20 protein-coding genes are annotated in these 24,372 nt (G+C 60.1%); 7 read left to right on the top strand and 13 right to left on the bottom strand.

Annotated features, from left to right (window positions below; genetic code table 11):
- Positions 1 to 92 precede the first annotated feature (92 nt).
- Entirely contained in the window at positions 93 to 239 is a 147-nt protein-coding gene (locus tag JSS27_11865; GenBank protein ID MBS0209638.1) for a hypothetical protein, read from the bottom strand.
- Here JSS27_11865 and JSS27_11860 point away from each other — a divergent pair.
- Complete coding sequence (locus JSS27_11860; protein MBS0209637.1) at positions 238 to 378, top strand: hypothetical protein; 141 nt, start codon at positions 238 to 240, stop codon at positions 376 to 378. The two genes, JSS27_11865 and JSS27_11860, sit on opposite strands and share 2 nt — an antisense overlap.
- On the opposite strand, the gene JSS27_11855 is transcribed toward JSS27_11860, so the two are convergent.
- The gene (locus JSS27_11855; protein MBS0209636.1) at positions 375 to 1,127 is read right to left on the bottom strand and encodes a hypothetical protein; all 753 of its coding nucleotides are present in this window, start codon (positions 1,125 to 1,127) and stop codon (positions 375 to 377) included. The genes JSS27_11860 and JSS27_11855 overlap by 4 nt on opposite strands.
- 156 nt (positions 1,128 to 1,283) lie before the next feature.
- On the opposite strand from JSS27_11855, the gene JSS27_11850 reads away from it, so the two are divergent.
- From JSS27_11850 to JSS27_11840, 3 genes are all read left to right on the top strand, one after another.
- A complete protein-coding gene (locus JSS27_11850) occupies positions 1,284 to 1,961 on the top strand; it encodes a hypothetical protein (protein MBS0209635.1) in 678 nt (225 codons plus the stop codon).
- A gap of 189 nt (positions 1,962 to 2,150) precedes the next feature.
- The gene (locus JSS27_11845; GenBank protein MBS0209634.1) at positions 2,151 to 3,998 is read left to right on the top strand and encodes an RHS repeat-associated core domain-containing protein; all 1,848 of its coding nucleotides are present in this window, start codon (positions 2,151 to 2,153) and stop codon (positions 3,996 to 3,998) included.
- Between the two features lie 50 nt (positions 3,999 to 4,048).
- The gene (locus tag JSS27_11840; GenBank protein ID MBS0209633.1) at positions 4,049 to 5,200 is read left to right on the top strand and encodes a hypothetical protein; all 1,152 of its coding nucleotides are present in this window, start codon (positions 4,049 to 4,051) and stop codon (positions 5,198 to 5,200) included.
- A gap of 686 nt (positions 5,201 to 5,886) precedes the next feature.
- On the opposite strand, the gene JSS27_11835 is transcribed toward JSS27_11840, so the two are convergent.
- The 3 genes from JSS27_11835 to JSS27_11825 form a co-directional block, all read right to left on the bottom strand.
- Positions 5,887 to 6,300, bottom strand: a complete 414-nt coding sequence (locus JSS27_11835) for a hypothetical protein (protein MBS0209632.1) — start codon at positions 6,298 to 6,300, stop codon at positions 5,887 to 5,889.
- Between the two features lie 912 nt (positions 6,301 to 7,212).
- Positions 7,213 to 9,324, bottom strand: a complete 2,112-nt coding sequence (locus JSS27_11830; GenBank protein ID MBS0209631.1) for a carboxy terminal-processing peptidase — start codon at positions 9,322 to 9,324, stop codon at positions 7,213 to 7,215.
- Between the two features lie 447 nt (positions 9,325 to 9,771).
- On the bottom strand, positions 9,772 to 10,572 hold the full coding sequence (locus JSS27_11825) for a sirohydrochlorin chelatase (GenBank protein ID MBS0209630.1): 801 nt from the start codon (positions 10,570 to 10,572) through the stop codon (positions 9,772 to 9,774).
- Between the two features lie 299 nt (positions 10,573 to 10,871).
- Here JSS27_11825 and JSS27_11820 point away from each other — a divergent pair, with 299 nt between their 5' ends.
- Positions 10,872 to 12,698 carry a sigma 54-interacting transcriptional regulator gene (locus tag JSS27_11820; GenBank protein MBS0209629.1) on the top strand — a complete coding sequence of 609 codons (1,827 nt, stop codon included), beginning with the start codon at positions 10,872 to 10,874 and terminating at the stop codon, positions 12,696 to 12,698.
- An 89-nt stretch (positions 12,699 to 12,787) separates the two neighbouring features.
- On the opposite strand, the gene JSS27_11815 is transcribed toward JSS27_11820, so the two are convergent.
- The 7 genes from JSS27_11815 to JSS27_11785 form a co-directional block, all read right to left on the bottom strand.
- Positions 12,788 to 14,176, bottom strand: coding sequence for a DUF58 domain-containing protein (locus JSS27_11815; protein MBS0209628.1), 1,389 nt, complete (start codon positions 14,174 to 14,176; stop codon positions 12,788 to 12,790).
- On the bottom strand, positions 14,173 to 15,312 hold the full coding sequence (locus tag JSS27_11810; protein MBS0209627.1) for a MoxR family ATPase: 1,140 nt from the start codon (positions 15,310 to 15,312) through the stop codon (positions 14,173 to 14,175). Before JSS27_11810 ends, JSS27_11815 begins: the two co-directional genes overlap by 4 nt.
- A 10-nt stretch (positions 15,313 to 15,322) precedes the next feature.
- Entirely contained in the window at positions 15,323 to 16,435 is a 1,113-nt protein-coding gene (locus tag JSS27_11805; GenBank protein ID MBS0209626.1) for a hypothetical protein, read from the bottom strand.
- 413 nt (positions 16,436 to 16,848) lie between these two features.
- Complete coding sequence (locus JSS27_11800) at positions 16,849 to 17,601, bottom strand: hypothetical protein (protein MBS0209625.1); 753 nt, start codon at positions 17,599 to 17,601, stop codon at positions 16,849 to 16,851.
- Positions 17,598 to 18,470: a hypothetical protein gene (locus JSS27_11795; protein ID MBS0209624.1), complete on the bottom strand. Its 873-nt coding sequence runs from the start codon at positions 18,468 to 18,470 to the stop codon at positions 17,598 to 17,600. The genes JSS27_11800 and JSS27_11795 overlap by 4 nt, the downstream gene beginning before the upstream one ends.
- Positions 18,460 to 19,428 (bottom strand): stage II sporulation protein M, encoded by a 969-nt coding sequence (locus tag JSS27_11790; protein ID MBS0209623.1) that lies wholly within the window; start codon positions 19,426 to 19,428, stop codon positions 18,460 to 18,462. Before JSS27_11790 ends, JSS27_11795 begins: the two co-directional genes overlap by 11 nt.
- Positions 19,425 to 20,381, bottom strand: a complete 957-nt coding sequence (locus JSS27_11785; GenBank protein ID MBS0209622.1) for an RDD family protein — start codon at positions 20,379 to 20,381, stop codon at positions 19,425 to 19,427. The genes JSS27_11790 and JSS27_11785 overlap by 4 nt, the downstream gene beginning before the upstream one ends.
- A gap of 487 nt (positions 20,382 to 20,868) precedes the next feature.
- Between JSS27_11785 and JSS27_11780 the strand changes: the two genes are divergently transcribed.
- The gene (locus JSS27_11780; protein MBS0209621.1) at positions 20,869 to 21,600 is read left to right on the top strand and encodes an SDR family oxidoreductase; all 732 of its coding nucleotides are present in this window, start codon (positions 20,869 to 20,871) and stop codon (positions 21,598 to 21,600) included.
- Between the two features lie 956 nt (positions 21,601 to 22,556).
- A complete protein-coding gene (gene floA / locus JSS27_11775; GenBank protein MBS0209620.1) occupies positions 22,557 to 23,516 on the top strand; it encodes a flotillin-like protein FloA in 960 nt (319 codons plus the stop codon).
- 135 nt (positions 23,517 to 23,651) lie between these two features.
- Here floA and JSS27_11770 read toward each other — a convergent pair whose 3' ends face one another.
- Positions 23,652 to 23,882, bottom strand: a complete 231-nt coding sequence (locus tag JSS27_11770; GenBank protein MBS0209619.1) for a hypothetical protein — start codon at positions 23,880 to 23,882, stop codon at positions 23,652 to 23,654.
- Positions 23,883 to 24,372 lie beyond the last annotated feature (490 nt).

The raw sequence follows: 24,372 nt of genomic DNA, 5'->3' as shown, positions 1-24,372 counted from the left end.
GCGGCAGCTACTCCATCGGGAACACGCTTGGGTCGATGTCACCTAGGCCGTAATCACGCGATTCGGTAATGTCCTAAATCTGCGCTGGTAACTTAGGGGCCGGGATAAGAATCAGGGCCAGGAGCCTGGAAGCCGTAGCTATCGCCGTCGCTTCGCTTGCCGCGCTGCCGCTTGCTAATCAGCACATAGGCTGCTGCAAAGATACCAACCAGCACAGTCAATGAGATGATGGTCGCCATGCCTGCCATTTTAGCCGCCCATCACGGCCGCGAACAGCTCGTCGAACGACCAAACATGGTCGGTCAGCCCGGCCATCATCGTAGCGGTCGGCCGCTTCTTGCCGCTTGGGTCGATGTCACCCAGGTAAGTTCGCTCTAGTTTTTGACAAACTCGAACGAATCCGAAATCACGCGCAAATCCCGATCAATCTTCGCGGCATCTTCTTCGGGCACAAACTCGACTACAACCACCCAGGTACGCCCCTGGTGAATGGTGACCACTCGCGCAGATGCTTCCACTTGGAGCATCTTCCCCTCTAGTGCAATTCCGTTCCCTTCATGCTTACCCCAATGATTCAGTGGAGTGATCACTGCCCCCGGCATTTTCGACTTGTATTCCTCAACAATGCCACTCGCACATTCTTCAGCACCAGCCTCGTTACTGGTGACATAGAACATCGCGAATCCACCATCAGACGAATCTGAGGTTGTTCTTCCGTACAGTCCAGCGACCAACCCAGTTGTAATGCGGGAATCCTTGCCGCCGCCATACTCACCTGATTTGGAAGGATTTGTGACAACCACAACCATTCCGTATGATAGCACCACGAATGTTTTTAAGGCTCCGGAGGATTCTTCAACTGGCACCATAACCGGTCCAGTTGAAAGCAGGGCGATTACCCCAAACGAGCTAATGAGCATGATAGGAGAAGCAGCGGCCAAGACGATGGGGCCTATGGTTGCCGATGAATTTCCAAGTTTGGCCCCAGTTGTTCCGTCCGGCCCCACTTCGCCAATCGGAACAGGGCCTGGAAGTACAGCCACTTGGAAGTACTCAATTGATATCAACGCTAAGGTTAATGTAAATAACCCTGTGCAAAGCATTATTGAAGTGAGAACGATCTTCATTCGAGTCGGCCGTAATTTCTGAAAACCGATCTAAGGAGCGGATGCATGACAGGCAGTAACGGCATTTTCTTGCACCTCAACCTAGTTCGGCGCTGCACATCTGGGCTTACTTGGCTACTTCTTCTAGTGCTACTTGCTCATGCAGGCTGGATGCATATGAAACTCTGCGAACAGTCGTCATCTATGACATTTCATGATAGCACTACCGGAGTTAGTGCAATTATTGATGGCAATGGGTTGCGCATTATGGGTTCTGATGGCGTGATGCTGTCTGAGTTGGTTGCCAGGGCTGATTCTAAATCTTCAAGTTTTGGTGTATCGCTGTCACTTTGTGCGAGTGGCGCGCGACCGATGATTGGTATGGCCGTCGCGTCGGATGGAAGTGCGTTGACTTACGTTAATGGTGATGATGGCACGAGATTAGTAGCCCTCGGCAGGCCGAAAAATGAACAAGCTTTATTTACTTTGGCAAGGACCGATGGACAGAAGGTCATACATGCGCGTATTGGTCCAGACGGTAGCGGGCTAATCGCAGCCGGAAAGTCTCAAACCGGCCCCAAAGCCATGCTGGTCGGTGGAGGGATTTGCTGTACTAATAAAGATGAGAAAGTCGTCGTCGCCATTTCAGCAAGCGAGTTTGATGGAGGTGCAATTTCTGTTTCTAACAAAAATGCAAAAAGAGTGGTTACTATTGAAGATTTAGAGAGTGGAGGTGGTGTTATACAGCTGAGGAATGTTGAAGGCGCTGATCGCGTTTCAGTTTCAGGTCTCCGCGATAGTGGAGATGTATCAATCAAACGAGACAAAGAACCTGATATGCATTTTCCACCATGATGATTTATGAGATCATTGTCCTTTCCAAAAACCTGTGCTTCCCGAAAACTTCATCTGAGAAGCTGGGCAAGGCCCGTGCTGGGGGTGACTTTGACTGGTGAGGTGCAAGCGACAAGAAATCTTGGAAGGAGCCGTGAGAAAGTGCGTGAAGCTGCGCCATTTCCAGGCCCCAGCGCGCGGAACCGGCGCATGATGAATTACGTGGCCAATTATTTCGACGGCATTGGCCGGCTTACCGTCACGGCCAACTACGGTGTTAATTTCAATTCGTCGTTCACGCGGCCCGACACCTACCCGAACGGCCGGCAGATTGGGTTCGGCTACGACTACGGCGACGATGACGCCTTGTCGCGCGTGACCATGATTCTGGAATCGGGCGGCGGGACGCAGGATGCCGTCTACACCTACCTGGGGTTGGGAACGATCGTCGCGTCCACGTCGCCGCAACCCAACCTGACCTGGACCTTGATTCAGGGGAGTGGTGTCAATCGTTACTCGGGCCTCGACAACTTCGATCGAGTGGCCGATTGCCTGTGGCGGCAAGGCACGTCGCCGACCACCGTGGAGGACGTTCAGTACGCCTACAATCGCGTTGGCAGCCGGACGAGCCGAATCGAGGCGTTAGCCTCGGGCAACAGCGAGAATTATTCGTATGACCATTTGCAGCGCCTGAGTTCGATGGCGCGTGGCGACACCGGGAGCACGATCGGAAACGTCAGCTTCGCGCAGTCCTGGCAGTTGGACGCCACGGGCAACTGGACCGATTTCCAGCAACTGGACGTGGCCACGCCGGCCGGCAACCTGAGCCAGCAGCGGACATCGAACCAAGTCAACGAAATCGAATCGATTTCCCAGCAGTACGGCACCGGTTACGCCCAGCCCCTGTACGACGCGGCCGGGAACATGACCTACATCCCGCTCCCAAACAACCCCGGAACCATCTGGTTCGGCTTATACGACGCCTGGAATCGGTTGACCGGCTTGAATTCCGTCGGCGGGGGAACGTACGCCTACGACGGCTTGAACCGGCGGATTTACGAGCACATCGACTCCGTGACGCGCCACGTCTACTTCTCGACGCAGTGGCAGGCCCTGGAAACCCGGCTCACCGCGACGACCGCCGCGCCCGAGCAGCAGTTCGTCTGGGGCCTGCGGTACATCGACAACCTGATCTTGCGCGACCGCTCGGTCAGCCACACGCTCGATGAACGGTTGTACGCCATTCAAGACGCCAACTGGAACGTGACCGCCATCGTCGACACGAGCGGCGCGGTCAAGGAACGCTATCGCTACACGCCCTACGGCTCGCCTACGTTCCTCGATGCCTCGTTCACGCCGATCACCCTCGGCGGCAGCTATGGCTGGAATGTGCTGTACGCCGGCTACCGCTGGGACAGCGACGGCGGGCTGTACTACGTGCGGTTCCGGTATCTGAACTCGGCGTTGGGCTGCTGGTTGACGCGGGATCCGTTTGGATACCATTCTGGTTCTCCCAATCTCGTCGAGTACGTTTATGACTCACCCGTTGCGAGAACTGATCCCTTTGGTTTGCAGCCATCATTTGCGATCGTGCCTCCGATGGAAGTAACTTTTGATCCTGAGACAAGTTACCCAATTCTATTGCCGAAGGTACAGCCAACAAAGCCACCTTCTGGGCGTGATATGTTGATACGGAAACCCGGCAACAATCCTTTTCCTGAAAAAATGAGAACAATGCCAGGTTATGCGCCGCTAGGCGACGATGGACTTCCAGCTATGCCTGGTTGCTTTAAAGATGGCGCAAAGTGGAATGATGTCATGGCCAACACAAAGGCTTTTGCTGAGCTTGCGCAATATGACTACCAGCAGAAGGGCCGATTTGCACAACCGGGAGAAGTTGGAACCGCTGGATCACTAGGAAGGCGACCTCAGGAAGAGCGTGACCTTCGGGAAAGACGACCACGCTTGTTAGATCAACTCTATGAAGAGACGGTACAAGCATATAAAGATTCCGGACTCACTGAGGAAGAAAAGTGTTGCTTAAAGGGCCAACAGTGAGCAAATCGACATACAGGTTTGCAGTCTATGCTGCAATTCTTTGTATCACGGTGGCCATTCCGTTACTTTTCATCGCAAAGACTGTCTATGAAGATCGTTGGATCGCGAGGCAAGTCCTGTCAGAACTACTAGCGCAAGGCGCAATTGTATATGATGATAACGATTCACTAGTTGATTCAGCTTTCGGGAATGAAAGTTGGCATTCGCTCCCTCGCCGGATAAAAAAGGTTAACATTAGCGCTAGCCCCTTTGAGCAAAGCCGTTTTCGCACTCTAAATGGTATTTCTCATTTATCCACGATTGAAGAACTAGTGTTGTCATATGCGGCTTTGGATTCCACTTCCTTGGCGCAGATTGCATTGATGCCGAATTTGCAACGACTAATTCTTGCAAATGCAATCTTTCTCGACTCATTGGTCGACGACGCGTTGGGGTCGAGCCTTCGACAAATTGATTTGACAGGTATCCAGCTTACACCTCAGACAATACGGCTTATTGTTGAACGCTGCCCAAAGTTAGAGGCACTGGATTTGGGAAATGCTACATTTTCCAATTCAGAGCTCGCTCGTCTAAAGACCTTGCCACGCTTGCGCAGTCTTTCATTGAGCCATACCAATTCTGATGAGAATGCGGTGGCTGAATTAAGGGCATGCAAACAACTTTACACGTTGAGATTAGATGGCAATCCGTTATCAGACGGCATTGTAGAAATGCTTGTAACATTACCATCCTTGCAGGAGCTTAATCTGGCTGGCACGATGGTAACGGATGTCGGTGTGATTAAACTTGCACCGCATGGTCTGAAAAGCCTAGATGTGACAGGCACGGACATCACAAACAAGTCGGCCATCGCGTTAGCAAGATACCCAACGCTCAAGGTATTGAGGCTTGGCGCGACGCGGATAGATGATGATTCCGTAGAATCTCTAAGCATGCTTCGGGGTCTAAATACATTAAGCATTTGGAAAACTAGAATATCGCAAAATGGAGTTAATCGTATTCGCAGATCACTCGTCGATTGCAAAGTTGTCTCTGATTTCGATGTTCCATCTCGTCCTGACTTAACCTGCCTTTTCCGAGAATCCCATCCCCGACGACGCGGACGGCAACGATCAAACGACCCAGACGTTCAATCGTCAATATCGACTTCTATTAGAGGCATTACCCCAGGAACTGCAATCAGCCCTTTCCGCATTGGGTAGTTGAATCGGACGCCATGCCCCTCAAACGGAATCGCGCCGAGATTATCGCTGGAATGGCCACACCCAAGCCATAAGAACATTGCGAGCAAATGCAAACTTCGATATTGGTACGTCGCCACGATTGTTATCCCGTTTTGCTTGACGGTACGCGGAGCCGCTTGGGTCGATGTCACCGCAGTGCTGAACTACGGGTCTCGCGTGAACGGGCGAAGCCAAGAATAACAGTCACGGGGCCTAAGACGTTTATTTGTTTGGCCAAATGGCTAGAGCACTCAACCCGACGATAAATGCCAGTAACGAAGTGCCGAACACGGGATCGGCGTATTCAAAAAAATAGTCTGTGCCAAGACCTCTGAGAACCCAAGGGACGGCACCGTACTGCAAGCAACATACAAGTGAGAACCAGAATTTAGGTCGACGCCTGCGCTCGGTCGAAACGCACATGGCAATACCAACAGCGACGGTGGCGGCGATAGAAACCACTAACGTCAAGAATACGTAGCAACCTGCCCCAACCGGCGCGTACTGTGCGAAGAAGGGTGTCATTCATTTCTTTCTAGATGCCGGCCCATGAGCTGCCGTTACAGGCTATGGCTGCCATACCGTTTACCGCACGGGGAAATGGCAATTAACAGGCCGCCCTTCCAATGGCTCTCCGCTGCTTTGGTCGATGTCACCTGCGCGAGCTATTTCGCATTCCATGAAGTGAAGGTCAAGCCGCCGATCTTTGCGACATCAATTGAATCGCCCAAGGTGCTCACAAGATCAAGGCACTCTTTCAATGTGGCGGTCTTCACGAATGAACCAGTTCGGGATGGTACAGGCACGTCAACGTGAATCGTTTTGTCGTCATTGACCATGAACTGAAGGGTCATATCGTTGCGGTCGATAAGCCCGACAAAATTGCGAGGCATGTGCAAGACGCAATCCATGCTGTGCAGAATCTCGGCTTTGGTTGCGGCTCGCGCGTCTTTCGATTCAAGGGTTTTGTCTTCGACGTAATCAACGAAGAATAACTTGAATGGCGCATGCGAAGCTGGTGCCTGATGGCTGTGGCCATCGCCCTTAGCACAACCAAAAAGTGAGCCAAATATACCCATGAGCAAGCACGTCACCAGTCGGCGCATTTTAAGAGAACCTAGCGAATGGTTTGGCTTGGACAGTAAATCAGTATTACCGATAGCGTTGGTGATTCAACAGTTCAGCCCCACCGCCTTCGACGCTTGGGTCGATGTCACCCGACGGGAATTAACTTGCAGAGGCGCGACATACCCAAGCGAGTTACGGTCACGCTAAATTCGTCGAAAACTTGCGGCCCAGGGTCGCCGGACGGTTCGGACGCCTGGGCTCGTTCGCGCCGGCCTGGCTCAGCTTACCCCTCGCCAGCGACGATTGCCAACGAGTGGCGGCCAGCTTTCGATAGTGGCTCAATTGGCAATGTTGCGCACCAGCTAAGGGCTGAAGACTCACTGCTGCTGGACAAGCCCGCAGTGGCACCCGATGTTTCTTTTCCGTAGCCCAGGCGTTCACGCCTGGGACCGCAGGGCGCTATACATTGACGGGGAGCCCCGTTCACGGGGCTTTTCCAATCGCTTCGAACTGCGGTCGATGTGTGCGTCAGAAGGGCGAAAAGCCCGGTGAACCGGGCTACGAAAGAAACTCTGTGGCGGCCGCGAACCCAGGCGTGAACGCCTGGGCTACCGAAAAGTCGTCGTCGGTCCAGTGATCCGGACGTTGCTCTTGCCAACCTCTCGCGGGCAATCGCCCGCAAGCGGCGCTGATCGAGCGCTGGCCCACGAGTTGGTTGACCCGTAGGAGCGCGGCGCTCGGGGCCTCTTGTTGCTCCGCAACCCCGATTGACGAGCAATCGGGGCTACCCATGCCGGGAGCGTCGTCGTACATCGCCCCCGAAAACGACAAGAGCCACGAGTGAGCGAATCACTCGTGGCTCCGACGTGTGATGATGGTGACGCACTCGGCGCGACGGTCTGGGCCGCGCCTCGCCGTTGTGGTTACGGTACCGCCGTCCCCTTCTTTTGCCCCACGACACTGGCCGGGGCGGGGAACTTGAGCGCCTTCACGTAGTCGAGCGAGATGTTGAGCACTTCGTTGAAGTAATAGTTCCGCTCGACCACTTTGCGGTGCGGATTGTCGACTTCGTCCAGTTCCTTCTCGGCGGCCGCTTCGGCGTTCAATTCGTCGCGCTCGGCCAGGAACTTCTTCTCGTTCAGGGTGATCGACTTCTTGGCCTTCTGCTCGTGGTACAGCTTGATCCGCCGCGCCACCTTGTGCCAATCGTTCGAGTCCTTGGTCCGCGCCTGCGACTGGTCGGCCAATTGGGCCACCATCGTCGGGCTGACCAGGCTGAGCCGGTCGAACCGGACCCCTTCGATCCGATCGAACGGCAAGGCGTATTCCAGGTCCGACTCGCCCACGTCCAGTTCATTGGTCAGCGACGGCAACACCACGTCGGAACTGACGCCCCGGTTCTGGGTGCTGTCGCCGTTGGGGCGATAGAACTGCTGCATGGTGATCTTCAGCGCACCGAGCGGCGGCGCGTTGGGCATCCGGAACAACTGCCGGTCGAGGTCCAGTAGGCTTTGCACCGTCCCCTTGCCGTGCGTGGTCTTGTCGCCGACGACCAGCCCGCGACGGTAATCCTGGATCGCGCCGGCGAAGATTTCGCTGGCGCTGGCGCTGAACTTGCTGCACAACACGACCAGCGGGCCGCTCCACTTGCTGCCCCGGTCCTGATCGCTGTACTGCTGCTTGCGCCCGTCCTTGTCCTTGACCTGCACGACTGGCCCTTCGTCGATGAACAAGCCGGTCAGATTGATCGCCTCGGTCAGCGAGCCGCCGCCGTTGCGACGCAGGTCCAGAATCACCAGATCGATGTTCTGCTCGCGGAACTTGCTCAGCAAGTTGGCCACGTCGCGAGTCGTGCTCTTGTAGTCCGGATCGTTGCGGCGAGCCCCTTCCATGTCCATGTAAAAGCTGGGCAGGTCGATCACGCCGATCTTATAGGTGCGGCCGTCGCGAGTTTCCTCGACGACTTCCGACTGGGCCTCGCTGTCGTGCAACTCGATCTGGGCCCGCGTGATCTCGTAGACCTTCCGCTCGGTTTGCCCCAGCGGCATGACTTCCAGGCGAACCGTGGTGCCGCGCGTGCCGCGGATCAGCTTGACCACGTCGTTCAGTTTCATGTCCACGACGTCGACCATTTCACCATCGCGTCCCTGGCCGACGGCCACCACGCGGTCCTCGGTCTTCAGCCGGCCGTCCTTGTCGGCGGCGCCGCCGGGGATGATCTTGTTGACGGTCGTATAGCCGTCCTTCCATTGCAACTGGGCGCCAATGCCGTCGAGCTTCAGCTTCATGATGATCTCGAAGTTCTCCAACGAGCTGGCCGACATGTACGACGAGTGGGGATCGTACGAGGTGGTCAGCGAAGTGAGGAACATCTCGAGGATGTCGTCGGAGCCGGTCTGGCTCATCTGCTTGGCAAAGCTGCGATAACGACGCTGCAGGCGTTCGCGCGGGTCCAGCACCGGCGCGGCAACGGCAGCTTTCTTGGTCGGCTTGTCGTCGGCCGCCTTCAGGACGAGCAGGTCGTACTTGATTTTCTTGCGCCAGAGTTCGCGGGCGTCGGCCGGTGTCTTGGCGTACTTCAACTCGTCAACGACCGGAATCTCTTCGTCGACCGTGAAGTCATGGTCCATCTTGATGAACTCATCGACCAGCGCCATTCGCTCATCGATGCGCTTGATCAGCCGCTGGAAGATCTCGTAGCCCAGCGACACATCGCCACGGCGAATCTGGCTGACCAGCTCGTCGTGTTCTTGGTTGAACTCGTCGATGTCCGATTGATAGAAGTAGAGCTTCCAAGGATCGAGCGACTTCAAATAAAGCTTGACCATGCGGTCGGTGATCTCGGCGTCCAAGGGGTGGCCGGTCAGATGCTCGGATCGCAACAAGGCCGTCACGGCCAACGTCACCGGCCGGTCATTGGCCCGGGGGCCGTTGTTGGCTGCCTGAAACGCAGGGGCTGACGAAGCCAGCAGTGCCAGTCCCAGCACCGCGGCGGAACAGATTCTCGATTGCATCCCCATGCGCAGCTTGCTCATCCTAAGTATCCTTCTGTCGGTTCGGCGTGACGAAGTGAGGTTCCAAAGGTCAGGTGACGCGTCCCAGCGGGGGGAGAACTCGTTCGTTGGCGGTCGACGGACAACTGACCTGGCGGGCATCTGTGGCTTGGCTTCGCGAGCGAACCCGCGAAGAGGATAGATTCTACGCGCCCAGCGCTAGCTTGGGCAGTTTGATCGTGGGTTGACTTAACTCTCGCACACAACCACGGCGGCAGCCTAGCTTGTGCAATCTACGGCGCAAGCGGGCTGGCTTTTGGATAGTTGCGCTTGATGGGTGGTTTCTTGCGGCCAGCGGCAGGGCCGAGGTGTCATTCGCCTGCGGCGTGCGGCCACACTTATCGGTTCATCGGGGGCCGATTATCCAAACCGAATCATAACTAACGATACCCGGCGTGCCCCGGTCAAACCATGCTAATTTTTCGTAATCTAACGCGGTGACTCGACTTTCGTCGTTCGGAGGGTGACAGCATCGACCTGCGCCGCCAGAGCTTCGACGATCAACGACTCGGGCCCCAACGGTTCGGCCAGCAGCCAGCGCTTTCCCGGACAATCGTCCGCCATCCGCCGCACCGCCTCCGCCACGGTGTCGAGCACCTGGCCAGCGAAGAGCAAATGAGGCTGCACGACAACGATTGCGCACGGGGATTGAGCCGCGCGGGCGAGCCCTTCGTCCAGCGTCGGCCGGGCCGCCGCCACGTAACAGACTTCGACGTCCACGCTCGGCAATCGTTCCCGACGCAAGGCGGCAAACCGCGCGAGTTCGGCCTGGGCGGCCAGATCGCTGCTGCCGCGCCCGACGAGAAGTAGCATCGTCTGTTCTGGCGGTGCGACGGGGGGCGCGGCAGCGACCGCCTCGTCAAAGCGCCGCCGCGAAAGTTCCACCAGCCGCGGGTCGCACCCCAGTGCGTCGGTCATGGCCAGGCTGACGCGCGGATGGTTTTCCAAGGCCACCCGCACCGCCGCCGGAATATCGCGCAGCACATGCCCGGCGGCAAACAACATGACCGGCACGGCGACCACGCGCTCGACCCCTTGCGCCACCAGCCTGCCGACCGCCTCGTCCACGCCCGGCTCGACCAGTTCCAGGTAGCAAGCCGCCAAGGGCGTCACCGGGTAGCGAGCCGCCAAGCGCCCGGCCAGTTCCATGAACTGGGCTTGGCCGCGCGGGTCGCGGGTGCCGTGCCCGACCAGCAGAATGCCCCAGCGCTCGATAACCGATGGATTCATAGCTTGAAAAACGAGGTAGGGGTCAGTTTGCTTCTAGGGCGTTGGGTGGCTGGGTCAGAGCGCAGCGATGGCCCCGTGGTGACGGTTCGGGGCCATCACTTCGTTCTGACCCCGGTTCTTCAAACTGACCCACACTAAAAATGGGCCGGAACGCCGGCCGCGTTGGCAACTTGGAGAACCGAGCATGAAAAGTTGGCTTGGCCAGTTACCGGTCAATATACTCGGGCCATACGCCCGCGTCCGCAGCCGCCCCCATTCATTCCTCGCAGCGCCGGTTGCTCGTGATTCACTACCTGACCATGACTGTCGGTCCCAAGGCCGGCACCCACTATATTCTCGACCCCCAGGGCGAGTGTCGCATCGGGCGCGATTTGGATTGCGCCGTCGTGTTGACCGACCCGTTGTGCTCGCGGGTTCATGCCGTGGTCAATTTCCAGGAGGGCCACTGGCGAGTCCGCGACGTCGAAAGTCGCAATGGCACGTACGTCAACGGCCAGAAGATCGACGAAGCCTCGATGACGACGGGACACTCGCTCAGGATTGGTTCGACCGAGTTCCTGCTGGAAGCTTCGGAGCGGCCGCCGTCGACTTCGCCGTCGAGCGATCTGAACATGACCCAGACGGTGGTCAAGGACACCCGGGTCGGCGACGTCGACCTGGGCCAGTTCGCCATCGGCGCGCTGCAAGACCCTGAGCATGCCCGCGATCTGGTCACGTTGTACCAGTTGTCGATCAAGATGCTGGGGGCGACCGACCCCCAGGAACTGATCCGCGTGGCGCTCGAATTGTTGAACACGCGGACGCGCGCCTCGGTCGTGGGATTCTTGTGGCTGGACGACAGTGGCCGGTTCCAGCCCAAGCTAGTGATCCCCAGCGACACGCCTCAGCCGATCGAGCTGAACGAAGATCTGACGCAACTGGTGGCGCGCAAGGGGCACGCCGTCTGGATCGCCAATCAGCAATCGAGTGACTCCAATCCGCAACAACTGGAACATTACGCCGACGCGCTGTGCGTGCCGCTGGTGCGCGAGCGCGAAGTGCTCGGCGCGATCCACGTTTACCTGGAACGGGGCAAGTTCCGTCAGGCTCACTTCGATTTCGTGATCTCGGTGGCCAACATCGCGGCCGTGGCGCTGAACCGCGCGCTCAAGGAAGGCTCGCTAGCCAGCGACCTGCAACGCTTGAAAGAAAAATCGCCCGGCTACGACGAGCTGATCGGCGGCAGTTCGCCGATGCAGGGGCTCAAGGACAAGATCGCCCGGTTGGGGCGGGCCAGTGGCTGTGTATTGATTCGCGGCGAAAGCGGCACGGGCAAGGAGCTGGTCGCGCGGGCCGTCCATCAAAGCAGTCCGCGGGCCAACCGGCCGATGCTGGCCGTCAACTGCGCGGCGATTCCCAGCGAGCTGGTCGACAGCCAATTGTTCGGCCACCGGGCTGGCGCGTTCACCAGCGCCGACCGGGACCACGTCGGGTTCTTTCAACAGGCCGACCTGGGGACGCTGTTCCTGGACGAAATCGGCGAGCTGCCGCTGGCCGCTCAGTCGAAGCTGCTCCGCGTGCTCGAAGGGCACCCGTTCCTGACCGTCGGTGGCTCGCAAGAGATCCGCGTCGACGTCCGCGTGCTGGCGGCCACCAATCGCGATTTGCTGTCGTATGTTCGCGAGAAGAAGTTCCGCGAGGATCTTTACTATCGGCTGGCGGTGTTCGAGTTGGTGCTGCCGCCGCTGCGCGAGCGCGGCAAGGACGTCGAGCTGTTGATCGATTACTTCATGGAACATTTTTGTCGGCAGCATGGCCGGGGGGGCCTGAAGCTTTCTCCCGAGGCCCGGGCCAAGCTGCTGCAATATTCGTGGCCGGGCAATGTCCGCCAGTTGCGCAACGTGATCGACAGCGCCGTCGTCCTGGCCGGCGGCAAGCAGATTGAAGTTGGCGACCTGGGCATCGCCGCGACCGTGCCCGAGGAGCTGGACACGCTTAGGCTCGACGACTGGGAACGGCGGCTGATTGCCGAGGCGCTGCGCCGCGCCGACCAGAACATACCCGAGGCGGCGAAGCTGTTGGGCATCGGCCGCGCGACGCTCTATCGTAAGCTGGACGAAAGCAACGCGGGGAAAAGACAGCAGTAGCTGTGAGCGATTAGCTACTAGCGATTAGCAATTAGACCGGAAGGAACGTGCTGCCTGGCTAATCGCTAATTGCTAACCGCTAATCGCTCTCACAACAAATGCCTCGCTTTGATCTCGAGATACTGATTAATCAGTGGCGCGGTCATTTCCTCGGGGAACACATCGAGCGCCATCGCCCCGTGACTTTGCAGGTCGGACAGCACCTGCTGCCGCCAGCTCAGAATGTCCGCAGCCGCCGCCGCGCGATACAAGGCGGCGTCGCTCTCGTGCTTTTCCTCCAGCGCGCGGAACAACTGCCGGTCGCGCAGGATCACCCCCAGAGGTAAATGCCGGCCGACGATCGTGGTCAGGTATTCTTCGATCTGGTTGGCGTTCACCTGGTCGATGACGTTGGTGACCAGGATCACCAGCGACCGCTTCCGGCAGTGCGCCCCGAGGTAGACGAACGCCTGGTCATAGCGCGATTCGACCAGCTTGGGAAAGCGATCGAACGTGGCGTGCAACAGCCGGTTCATCTGCTGTAGGCCGCTGGCCGGCGGGATGAAGCTGTGAATCTCGTCCGAGAAGCAGAGCAGCCCGACGGCGTCGCCGTGGCTAAGCGCTACATAGGCCAGCATCAGCATGGCGTTGAACGAGTGGTCCAACAGGGTCAAGTCGGCCGCCTCGTTGGTCATCATGCGACCGCAATCCAACAGGAACACGATCCGCTGGCTTTGGTTGACTTGAAAATCCTTGACCGTCAGCTTCTGCCGCCGCGCGGTGGCTCGCCAGTTGATGTGCTTGTAATTGTCGTCGAGCGTGAAGTCGCGCATCCGCTCGAATTCGTTGTCCTGCCCGATCTTTCGCGTGCGGCGCAGACCCAACAGGCTGAGCCGATTCTTGCGAGCCAACAACGCGTAGTCGGACAACTGCTTCAAATCAGGGTAGACGTTGATCGTCGCCGGCGCCGCGCACTCGATCTGGCGCTGCCAGAAGCCCAGCCGGCTTGTGGCCCGCAGGTGAACCGTTTCAAAGGCGAACGCCCCCCGCCGAGTCGAATGAAGCTTGTAATCGAGCAAGGCCCGGCTGCGGGCGTGGACCGTTTCGGTGAACTCGGCCGGCTCGCCGCGCAGCGACGGGGGAATGTCGTCCTTGATCTCGAACCGGTACTCGCGTAGCGAATGATTGTTGACGATCAACGTCACGTGGTGCGGCTTGCCCAGCGACAAGACGCGGCCCATCTGCCGCTCGACCGAGATATGCCGTCGCCGCGGCAGGCTCAGCAAGTCGAGCGCCGCCAACAGCCCGCACAGCGCGTCGACGATCAAGACGACGAACAGCGCGTCCTGGCGGAACAAAAGGACCATCGACGTCAGCGCCGGCACCAGCGCCAAGCGGACCAGCCGCGCCCGCGGATAGACCCGCCACCCGGCGGCCAGACCGGCCAGCGGGCCGCCGACGATCAGCAGCTTGAGGACGAACCACCAGAGGGGCTTCACAACCGCGGTACCTCGACGGTGCGCAACAACTCCAGCAGCAGTTCATCGACCGTGCGCCCTTCGACCTCGGCTTCGGCCGTCAGGATCACGCGGTGGCGCAGGGCCGGCAGCGCGATCTCGACCACGTCGTCGGGCACCACGTAGTCACGGCCGCGGAAGGCGGCCAAGGTGCGCGAGCCTTGCACCAAGGCGATGCCGGCGCGAGGACTGGCCCCCAGGTGAAAATGGGGCCACTGTCGCGTGCGGCGGACCAGCGAGTTGACGTAGTTGATCACCCGATCGTCGACCAGCACGCGCGAACAGCGCTCGGTGACGGCCACGATCTCCTCGGGCCCGGTCACGGTCTGCAACTGGGCCAACCGCGCGTCGAGGTCGACCTGCGTGCTGTGCATCTTCAGCACCTCGGCCTCTTCGGCTTCGGCGGGGTAATCGGCCACGATCTTGAACATGAACCGGTCGAGTTGGGCCTCGGGCAGGTTGTACGTCCCTTCCGATTCAATTGGGTTCTGCGTGGCCAGGACCAAAAACGGCCGCTGCAGCTTGTGGCTTTTGCGCTCGATGGTGACGCGGAACTCTTGCATGATTTCCAACAGCGCCGCGTGCGTCTTGGCTGGCGAACGATTGATTTCGTCGGCCAATAGCAATTGGGTGAAGACCGGCCCGGCGTGAAACACGAACTCCTGGGTCTTCATGTTGAAAATCGGCGCGCCGGTCAGGTCGGACGGCATCAGGTCGGCCGTGAACTGCACGCGGCCGAACTGACAGCCCAGCGTCTTGCCCAGCGCGCGGACGAACAACGTCTTGCCCAGCCCCGGCACGCTTTCAATCAGTACGTGCCCGCTCGAGAACAAGGCGACCAGCGCGCTGAGCACCAGTTCGTCTTGGCCGATGTAGATCTTGCGCAATTGCGCGGTGATGCGGCCGTACAGCGCCTGGGCTGGATTCTCGGCCACCGGGGCCGCATGCGCGGCGGGCGGCATCATCGGTGGCGGCGCGATGTGAGCCTGTTGTACAACGGCCGGTTGCGCGGCGTGCGGCTCGGGCGGGCGCGCCGGCGCGGCCGGGCGCGGCACGCCGGGGCCGGCATGGCCAGTGTTCAAGTCGCCAAACGGATTCGGTGCAGACGGATCGTTCATGTCTTAAGTCTCAGCCCTTCAAATCAGATGATGGTCGACGGCCGCGGCGACGTGCGCCGCCGCCGCGGGTGTGAGGATCGGTGTAGGTGGCAATGCGGGCCTCGGCGGCGCCGCGATTCTCCTGACGAGATAATAACTTGCCCAAGGCGGCGATGTGCTTGCCAAAATCCGAGGCGTGGGCCGCCGTGTCCGGCGCCGGTCGGCCAAAGATCGGCCAACTCGCCACCAGAAACACCAGCCCGGCCACGCACAAGTGGAGCAGAATATGGTCAAACGGCTCGATGCCCATGATCGACAACGACGAATGCGCCACGTCCTTGGGATCGTGGGTGTGTATCCGCGGGTCGTGCCCCGCCTCGAGGAACGTCACTTCACGAAGGGCGCCAATCTCCTCGACCAGCCGAGTGGCCAGCTTGCGATGCTCGTGATTCACGAGCGGCAAGTTCAACAGAAACGAACCGTTGGCCACGATGTAAATCGGGTTCGACTCGCGCGCCGGACGATTGCGTGGACGCACGCGGCGTACCGCCACCAAGGCATCGTCCTTCTCGCCCACCAGCGCCACGGTCGGCGACTTGGGAACCAGCTTCCGGCTCAACTCGGTTTCGAGCTTGCTGGTGTCGACGTCTTTGCACCAAGCATCTCCGGCCTTCGTGCCGTTCCAGGGACGGTGCGCCGCCCCCGCCAGCCACTTGAACCAGTCGGCGTCGATTTCCTTGTCCTTGTTCCGCAGCAGCGCGAAGCGGGCCAGCGCCTCGGCTTCGTGCTCTTCGATGGCCGGCTGGTATTCCTTGGGGGCCGACTTGCGAATCGATTTCCAGTACAACGGCGCGGCATCAAAGTCGCGCAGCACGACGATCAGCATCCGATTGCGCTCGGCCTTGAGCCATTCCTCGAACCAGTCGCGAGCCTCTTCGCTGGGGGGCTCGAAATCGCGCACGAACCAGACGAACACGTCGGTGTGCTCGGCGATTTTCGGCGCCAGGTACGACGTGCTGCGAACCTTGCTCCCTTGCTCGACGATCAGCTGCGAGAACGCGGCCGTGCCATTCACGCTGTCCGAACCATTGCCATTGCGAATGCCATACTCGATCGGCAGCTCTTCGGCGCAGCCGAGACACATCGCAAAAAGTAAGGTGAGTGAGCCTAACCACGCGGCACATGGGTGGCCAGGCCGCTTGCGGCCGGGTCGCGAAGCGACAAGAAGAACCTCGTGGCGAGGGCGAACTTCCTCGATGGTCCTCGTCGTGCAAGCGAGTCGATCGTCACTAGCTTTTCCTGTTCCTGCGGAACTCAGCCGCAAGCGGCTGGGCCACCCTGTGCAAATACCCTCACACCTGGGTGGCACTGATTGCGAAGCAATCAGTGTTGCGCAGCAACCAGAAACCTCGTGCGCCGCGTCGCTCGACCAAACGGGCCACCACCCCAATCGACTTTTGCCCGAGGCTTCCTGCGGCCTGCGGCCGCCCAGGTGCGGGCACCTGGGCCACCCTTGTGTAGCGTCGCGCACGATGCTCATGCTGTTGCACGTGCTAATCATGCGGTCGCTCCCTGCGTGGCGAGCGCGCGGAACTCTTCGAGCCGGCCCCAACTGGCTTCGAACCGGGCTCGGTCCAGTTGCCGGTGGCCGAAGAACGCTTCTTCAAACGCGATCATGCACGGCTCGACAATGCCGCGCAGTCCGCCGCACCGCGAAGCTTCGCGCAGGTACTGCCGATTGGTTTTTCCTCGCGCCAGGCGTATCACCTGTTGGCGGTCGAGCTCGACCAGCTCGTGACTGTACAGATAGACGAACGCGCCGCTGTAATCACCGGCTTCGTAGCGTCGCCGCGCTTCGGCCAGCAAGTCGCCGTCGACGCTCTTCAACTCGAAGGGTAGCGCCTCGATCCGAGCACGATTCACGGCCGCCTGGCTACGCTTTTCGTCCCGCGGCTCGCCGGCCCCTCCCAGGAAGAACTTAGCCATCGCCAGGCACAGGATCACCAGCACGCCGATCACGACGCCCCACATCAGCATCATCCCCAGCGACGCCGCCTCGCCGCCCCCCTTCGATGGAGTCCTGGCTCGTCGTTCGACCGGCTTTTCTTCTTCGACCCGAGTGTTGAAGTCGATCCGCCGCAGGCCGTCCTGTTGCGAGTCGTACCAATTGCCGCCGACGCGCCCCAGCGCTTTCTTGCCTGATTCGACCGGCTGGTCGGCTGCGGCGCACACGCCGGCCCCGCCAACGATCATCCACGCGGCCACGACCAGCCAACCGATACGAGCTAGGTAAAGGCGCGCTGCGATCATGCGAGCTGCCTCGCAATTCGATTTCCCTCGGCGCGCATCAACAGCTCGACTTCCCACCCCTCATTGCGAATCCGCAGGTCCAGGTAGCTGAGATATCGCACCACCGCGAACCAGCCCAGCACCAGCCACACGCTCAGCGGCAGCGTGATCAGATAGAACAACAGCCCCAGCTCGTAGTCGAACATCAGGTTCGCGAAGATGGCGTGGATCGAGAAGGCCACGGCCGTGATCAGCAGCGAGCCGATCACCAACGACATCAGGTAACGCACGATCACGTCGCCGGCCCCGTGAGCGTGCATGCTCGTCACGCGGCGCAGCGTGCCGGCCCCTTGCTTCTGGAACAGCGAGTTTCCTTCCAGTAGCAGCACTTCGTTCGTGTAGGGCCAGAGCATGTGCATCATCAGCCAGGCCCCCATGATGAACACCCCCAGCACCGCCACGCTCGCGCCTTCCGCGTCGTTGAACAGGGCCACTAGATCCCACACGGCCAGCAATCCCGAGACGATGACCTGGATGATGATGACTTGCGGCAGCCGGTTCCAGAACTGGACCAGCATCTGCCGCGGCTGAGGACGCTCGACAAACAGCAACTGAGCCATGTAGAGGGTGATGGGCGTGGTGGCCAGCGGCAGTTCCCAGACCGTCAGCACCGACAGGTGCCACAGGTAGCCCGACGTCTGGCCCGTCACTTCCCATTCGTGCAACAGCGGATACAGTAGCCAGCCATTCAACAGAGCGAATGGCACCACGCCGATGGCCCAGGCCACGAACAGGCCGGCGATATGATGCCGCGCCACGCGCAGCGACAGATCGAGCAGGTTCGAGAAGGTCCGCTCGCGAATCACGATCCGCGTTTTATCAAGTTGCATCGCGTCGGCCTCGCGGATAGCCCAACACGAAGAAATAGGCGATCAAGAGCACGGTGCAGGCGATCATCACCCCAGCCTTGGCCCAGACGGGGAGCGCCGACGGCGAGATGAAGGCCTCGATCAACCCAGCCAGGCCGAACAGAATGACCGCGCACAGCGCGACGGGGACCATCTCCTGGGCCGAGCGGCGCAACGACTCGCGCCGCGACAGCCCGCCGGTCTTGACGAACGACAGCCCCAGTCGCATACCGGCTCCGGCCGACAGCACGATGGCCGTCAGCTCGAACGGCCCGTGCGCCATGACGAATTCATAGAAGTTAGCGGCTTCGTCGGCCTTGGCCATGTGGCCGAATATGGTCCCCAGGAAAGCCGCGTTCGACACCGTGATCAACAAGCCACCCACGCCGAACAACAACCCGCCGGCGAAGCACTGCAAACCGATGCCGGCATTGTTCCACAGGTAAAAGCCCGACATCGTCGCCCCTTCGGCGAACTCGCGATCGTGAACCGGCTTGCCGTACATCTCTTCCATGTGGTTGAGCGTGTCTTTGCCGACCATCGTCTCGGTGAACTCGGGCGAGTAATACGCATAGACGCCACAGGCAATGAACAAGCCCCAGAACACCAGGAACGCGATCCTCAGGCACCAATCGTCGAACATCCGCCGCGGCACTTCGACGAACAACACGTGCAGCCAGGTGCCGAACAGAAACTTCCGGCTCCGATAAAGCTGGTTGTGCGCACGGCCCACCAGTTGATGCAGGTATTGAATCGTGTTGGCCGGCAGTTGATACGCATCGGCCAGGGCCAGATCGGCACAGGCCGCGCGATACAAGGCCGCGAAGCGGAGTATCTCCCCCATCGCCATCGACTTGTTGATCGAAGCCGTCTTGGTGCAGGCGTCTTCCAGGGCGCGCCAATCGCTTTGGCGCTTTTCGAGCAACTGGACAACCTTCATCGTCGTTGCGGCTCCGACGGGGGTGTCCAGGCCTGGACGTAGGGATTGACGTTGTAGCCCGGCGCGGCGCTTTGTCCGGCCGTGGCCACGAACAATTCTTGCCAGCCGCCCCGCGGCGGCTCGGGAGGGGGCGCGTCGTCGACCGCGCCGGCCGAGATGAACGCCCGATGATATATCGCGCACAACAACAAGTCCGGGTTCGTCGTCGGCGGCAGGCCATACTTCTCGCGCAGTGGCTCGGCCAGGTGCCAGGCGATCTCGCAGCGTCGCTGCCAGGAGAACCGCGTACGCCGGGCGACGTAGCGACTGAGTGCTCGCGACAAGCTGCGGTTGACGACAATATTGGCGGGCAACTGGGCGGCCAGCTTCAGCGCGGCCGGCTCGGTGATGCGAATCACGCCGGCCTGGGTAGCACGAGGTTCATAGACCACCATCGTGTCAGCCGCCAGATCGCCCAAGCGCTGGAACCGGCGACTCGAAGCCGCGGCCCCCAGTCCAGTCATGAATAGCCCGAGCTTTCCCCACAAGCTGGCTTCGGCCAGTCCGTAGCCCAACAGCGGCATGGCGTCGGCAAAACGCAAGAAGTTGCGCAGCATCGCTTGCCAGGCGTTGATGGGCTGGCCTTCGATACTGAGCACGCGGAGGTGGCAAATCCGCTTGCCAGGAGTCTGGCCATTCCACAACGCCTCGAAGGCCCCGGTGACGAACCATTCCAGGATGAACCAGGCCGCCAGATACCAGCCAAAAGCCAGACTGAACAGCCATTCGCCGAATGGGGCGACCGTCATCGCCAGGGCGAACAGCACCACGACCATGAACACGACGCGCGTGATCAGATCGAATAGATACGCCCACAACCGGTGGAACGGCCCCGCCAGTTGATACTCGAACGCGATGTTCTCGGGGGTCACGATCTCGATCGAGGTATCGAGTTGCTCGGCGGCGTCGGCCACGCGCGGTCTTCCTGCCTGGGGGAAAGGAGTCCTGCCTTGGAAGCCGCCATTATCGACTGCCCAAGCGGTGGCTGCCAGTCCCGGGTTAACCGAGCGAAATGCAGGGGAATTAACCACGGAGACACGGGGGCACGGAGGTTTGCACGGAGCAGCGGGAGAGCGAGGAATGGAGAGGGGTAGAACCAAAGGGGAGAGGGGCCGCGAAGAAAACCCAGGGGCTAGGATCGCCACATGCCATGCGTTAAAACGTGCCGGTGAACGTGGCGCGGCGATAATCTGGTAGGGTGCATTCCATGCACCTTATTTGTGCCCGGCTACTGGCATCGCGGCCTCTAACTGCACCACCGCAATCCAACGGACGATTTGAGGGCACAGAGTCTTGAACGCACCGCTAAGGTGCACAGAGTACACCCTACAAAGCTAAGCGCCAGAACGTCCCCCCACTAGCAACTCGCAACCAGCAACTTCTCGCCCCCAGGAACTCCCCATGCGTCTCTCTGGCAAAACCGCGGTCGTCACGGGTGGCGGCTCGGGCATTGGTCTGGCCATTGCCGAAGCCTTGGCCAACGAAGGTTGCCGCGTCGCAATCGCCGGCCGCGATGATGCCAAGCTCAAGAAGGCCGCGTCGGCCTTCAAGGGGAAGCAGCCCCTGTTGACGCACGCGGCCGATGTCGGCGATCTGGCCAGCGTCGAACGCCTGTTCGCTTGGGCCAAGAAAGAACTCGGCCAGATCGACATTCTGGTCTGCAGCGCCGGCGTGAATGTTCAGAAACGCTTGATGGCCGAGCTTTCGCCCGAGGACTGGGAAGCGATGATGCGGATCAACGCCACCGGCTCGTTCTACTGCCTGCGGACGGTGCTGCCCGAGATGCGGTCGCGAAAGGACGGGCTGATCGTCAACATCTCGTCGATCTCAGGCAAGCGGGCCGCCATTTTGGGCGGTGTCGGTTACAACGCCTCGAAGTTCGCGGCCACGGCGTTAGGGACGACCGTCTCGCGCGAAGAGGGGCCGAACGGCATTCGCGTGACGAACATTTATCCCGGCGAGGTCGACACGCCGATTCTCGAACAGCGCCCGTCGCCAGTCAGCGACGAGCATCGGGCCCGCATCCTGCGACCGTCGGACGTGGCCGACGCGGTGCTGATGGTCGCATGCCTGCCGCCGCGAGCGCACGTGGCCGAGATAGTCATCAAGCCAACCTGGCAAGACTACGGTTAAGATCGCTTGGCGAGGAAGCGCACGCCCGTCGCGATCCGCGAATTCTGGACAGACGTTCCATCAAACCGGGGTGCCATGCTCAAGCCCCCAAGGCTTGAGCATGCGAAGCGTGTACCGACATGCTCAAGGCTCAAGGCCTTGAGCATGGCACCCGAAGTGTGACGAAAGCCGGGTAGCACCGGTTGCTCGTCAACCGGTGCGGCATCTGCCGCCAGAGGCGATTGGGGCGGCTTGTGGCTTTTTCAGATTGCCGTGATCTGTGTGACGGGGCCAGCATCTGCTCCCGACCTCTTGCCGCTCGCACGGCACCGGTTGCAGTAGCAACCGGTGCTACCCTTCTCGGTTGATTGAACGCACGGCATCCTTTGGAGGCGCTCCATCAAAAGAATTAGCCCCCGGTCAATGACCGGGGGCCGTTGAGCGCGCAGTGCCAATCGCCCTGATTCGAAAGGGGGCGAGAATGTGTCGGCGGCCAGTTAGTTCTTCGGCTGTACGGCGGCGCAGCGCTTGCAACGCTTCCGCTGGCGGTCGATCTTCGAGCCGCACTTCGGGCAGCGGAGGTCCCGGCGGGCTTTGGTTAACTCGGTACGGGGGCGAACCATCGCTAAGCTCTCTCGATTCGGGGGCCAGATAGTAAACCCATCAAGATACCGGGTTTCCGATTCTTGGCAACCCGCCCCTAACCACGGAGGCACTGAGACACGGAGGATTGCACGGAGATGGGGAAGGGGGGGGAGCAAACCGTAGGGTACGCACCTGTGCGTACCGGAATCGCGAGATGGCACCGCCGCAGGTTTGGTACGCACAGGTGCGTACCCTACGGGACTTGCGCGAAGTTCTGGCGCAAACGCATGGTAGCAACCCGGTTTTCGGGCCGTTATGCTAGGCGGGCGTCGCGGCGATTGCCGTGGCGGCGGTTTTGCCGCTGATTTCGCCACCTCTTGCGCGGTTTGATCATGCCCGAAAACATTGCAAACAGTCCGGTCGTGTTCGTGGCCGGGGCGTTGTTTCTGGCCGCTTTGGCCTTGGTGTTGCTGATTGTCGTGCTGACCTACGGCAGTCTCTGGTTCCAGGCCTACATGTCGAACGCCAAGGTCAGCCTGTTCAGCCTGATCGGCATGTCGCTGCGGCAAGTCGACGCCAAGTTGATCGTCCGGTCCAAGATCATGGCCATGCAGGCCGGCATCGGCAACGACCCGACGACCGGCATCACCACGCGCCGACTCGAAGCCCACTATCTGGCCGGCGGCAACGTGCCGGGGGTCATTCGCGCCATCATCGCCGCCCATCGCGCCGACATCGATCTTGATTTTGACCGCGCCGCAGCTATCGACCTGGCTGGCCGCGACGTGTTGGAAGCGGTGCAGACCAGCGTCTATCCCAAGGTGATCGACTGTCCCGACCAGCGTTCGAGCAAGGCCGCGCTGAGCGCCATCGCTCGCAACGGCGTCGAGTTGCGCATCCGCGCTCGTGTGACGGTTCGCACGAACATCAAGCAGTTGATCGGCGGCGCCACCGAAGAAACGGTGATCGCTCGCGTCGGCGAAGGGATCATCACGGCGATCGGTTCTTCGGAGACGCACTTCGAGGTGATGGAAAACCCAAACGTGATCAGCAAGGCGGTGTTGTCGCGCGGCCTCGATGCCCAGACGGCGTTTGCCATTGTCTCGATCGACATCGCCGACATCGACGTGGGCGAGAACGTCGGCGCGCGATTGCAAGCCGACCAGGCCGAAGCCGACACTCGCGTCGCTCGCGCCCGGGCCGAAGAACGCCGGGCGATCGCCATTGCCCACGAGCAAGAGATGCGGGCCAAGACGGCCGAGAACCGCTCGCGCTTGGTGATGGCCGAGGCCCAAGTGCCGCAGGCCATTGCCACGGCCTTCAAGGCGGGCAATCTGACGTCGACCAGTTAATCGACGACGGAACCGTTGTGGCGAAACGAGAGCGTTTGAGATTCACTACCTTCGCGTGGTGAAATCGATGTGGCGCGGCGAACGGAATCGCACGCACCGTCAAAGAAGACCCTCGCCCAGCGAGCGCGGCACCCGTTAGCGCGGCAGATCGCGGCGCTGTTCGGCCAGGTCGATGAGTTCGTCCACCCGTTGCAGCATGGCCATCGCGCTGGCCGACGGCTCGGTCGCGGTTCCATCGGGATCGGTGGCCGTGAAACGTCCCCGGCAGTGCTGACACACCACTTCGCGGCCGAGATACTCGACCCGAATGTGCAAATGGCGGCCGCAGGTGGGGCATTCGCGAGTGAAGAATGTGGCTTCAGACATGTCGGGTAACTCCCTCTACCAGCCGGGGGGCCAATTCATTCCAAAGGATGAACATTAGCGGCGGCAACTGATCCTCGTTTTCATCGAGCCGGTGGCGGCCATACCTGCCCGTGAGGGCAAAATACGGCTCAGCCTTGGCTCTCGACACGAAGGGCCATCCTACGATTCTCGGGGCACTGGTTCCAGTCAATTTGGGTTGAACTTATCAACCTTTAACGTGCCCGAAGACCGACCGGGGGAATTTGTCCCGGTGATTTCAATTTGTGCCAAATTTCACGCACTAGGAAGGAGCATGTTGCTCGTCCAAGGTTCGCTCAACGGGTCGAAATGCTAGCAAAACGAGCGACAAACGCCCAGATGAGCTTGTCGCTTGTTTGCGCACCCAAGCCGGCGGCTCTGCCGCCAGGAACGGTGGCAAAGCCACCGGCTTGGAACACAGCGCTACACTCATTAAACAGCGTGCTAACTAGAGCCTGTTATGCACTTGAGA

The sequence above is a fragment of the Planctomycetota bacterium genome (genome assembly GCA_018242585.1).
Lineage (GTDB): Bacteria > Planctomycetota > Planctomycetia > Pirellulales > PNKZ01 > JAFEBQ01.
The sequence above is the reverse complement of the archived record's forward strand: the minus strand, read 5'-3'. Positions and strand labels throughout refer to the sequence as shown.

What these genes read in the sequence shown, in the direction of transcription:
- JSS27_11780 (MBS0209621.1), top strand. Translation starts at nt 20,869, where the DNA reads ATGCGTCTCTCTGGCAAAACCGCGGTCGTCACGGGTGGCGGCTCGGGC.
- JSS27_11770 (MBS0209619.1), bottom strand. Translation starts at nt 23,882, where the DNA reads ATGTCTGAAGCCACATTCTTCACTCGCGAATGCCCCACCTGCGGCCGC.
- JSS27_11845 (MBS0209634.1), top strand. Translation starts at nt 2,151, where the DNA reads ATGATGAATTACGTGGCCAATTATTTCGACGGCATTGGCCGGCTTACC.
- JSS27_11790 (MBS0209623.1), bottom strand. Translation starts at nt 19,428, where the DNA reads ATGAAGGTTGTCCAGTTGCTCGAAAAGCGCCAAAGCGATTGGCGCGCC.
- JSS27_11820 (MBS0209629.1), top strand. Translation starts at nt 10,872, where the DNA reads ATGACTGTCGGTCCCAAGGCCGGCACCCACTATATTCTCGACCCCCAG.
- JSS27_11825 (MBS0209630.1), bottom strand. Translation starts at nt 10,572, where the DNA reads ATGAATCCATCGGTTATCGAGCGCTGGGGCATTCTGCTGGTCGGGCAC.
- JSS27_11795 (MBS0209624.1), bottom strand. Translation starts at nt 18,470, where the DNA reads ATGCAACTTGATAAAACGCGGATCGTGATTCGCGAGCGGACCTTCTCG.
- JSS27_11805 (MBS0209626.1), bottom strand. Translation starts at nt 16,435, where the DNA reads ATGTGTCTCGGCTGCGCCGAAGAGCTGCCGATCGAGTATGGCATTCGC.
- JSS27_11835 (MBS0209632.1), bottom strand. Translation starts at nt 6,300, where the DNA reads ATGGGTATATTTGGCTCACTTTTTGGTTGTGCTAAGGGCGATGGCCAC.
- JSS27_11855 (MBS0209636.1), bottom strand. Translation starts at nt 1,127, where the DNA reads ATGAAGATCGTTCTCACTTCAATAATGCTTTGCACAGGGTTATTTACA.
- JSS27_11865 (MBS0209638.1), bottom strand. Translation starts at nt 239, where the DNA reads ATGGCGACCATCATCTCATTGACTGTGCTGGTTGGTATCTTTGCAGCA.
- JSS27_11830 (MBS0209631.1), bottom strand. Translation starts at nt 9,324, where the DNA reads ATGAGCAAGCTGCGCATGGGGATGCAATCGAGAATCTGTTCCGCCGCG.
- JSS27_11860 (MBS0209637.1), top strand. Translation starts at nt 238, where the DNA reads ATGCCTGCCATTTTAGCCGCCCATCACGGCCGCGAACAGCTCGTCGAA.
- floA (MBS0209620.1), top strand. Translation starts at nt 22,557, where the DNA reads ATGCCCGAAAACATTGCAAACAGTCCGGTCGTGTTCGTGGCCGGGGCG.
- JSS27_11810 (MBS0209627.1), bottom strand. Translation starts at nt 15,312, where the DNA reads ATGAACGATCCGTCTGCACCGAATCCGTTTGGCGACTTGAACACTGGC.
- JSS27_11800 (MBS0209625.1), bottom strand. Translation starts at nt 17,601, where the DNA reads ATGATCGCAGCGCGCCTTTACCTAGCTCGTATCGGTTGGCTGGTCGTG.
- JSS27_11850 (MBS0209635.1), top strand. Translation starts at nt 1,284, where the DNA reads ATGAAACTCTGCGAACAGTCGTCATCTATGACATTTCATGATAGCACT.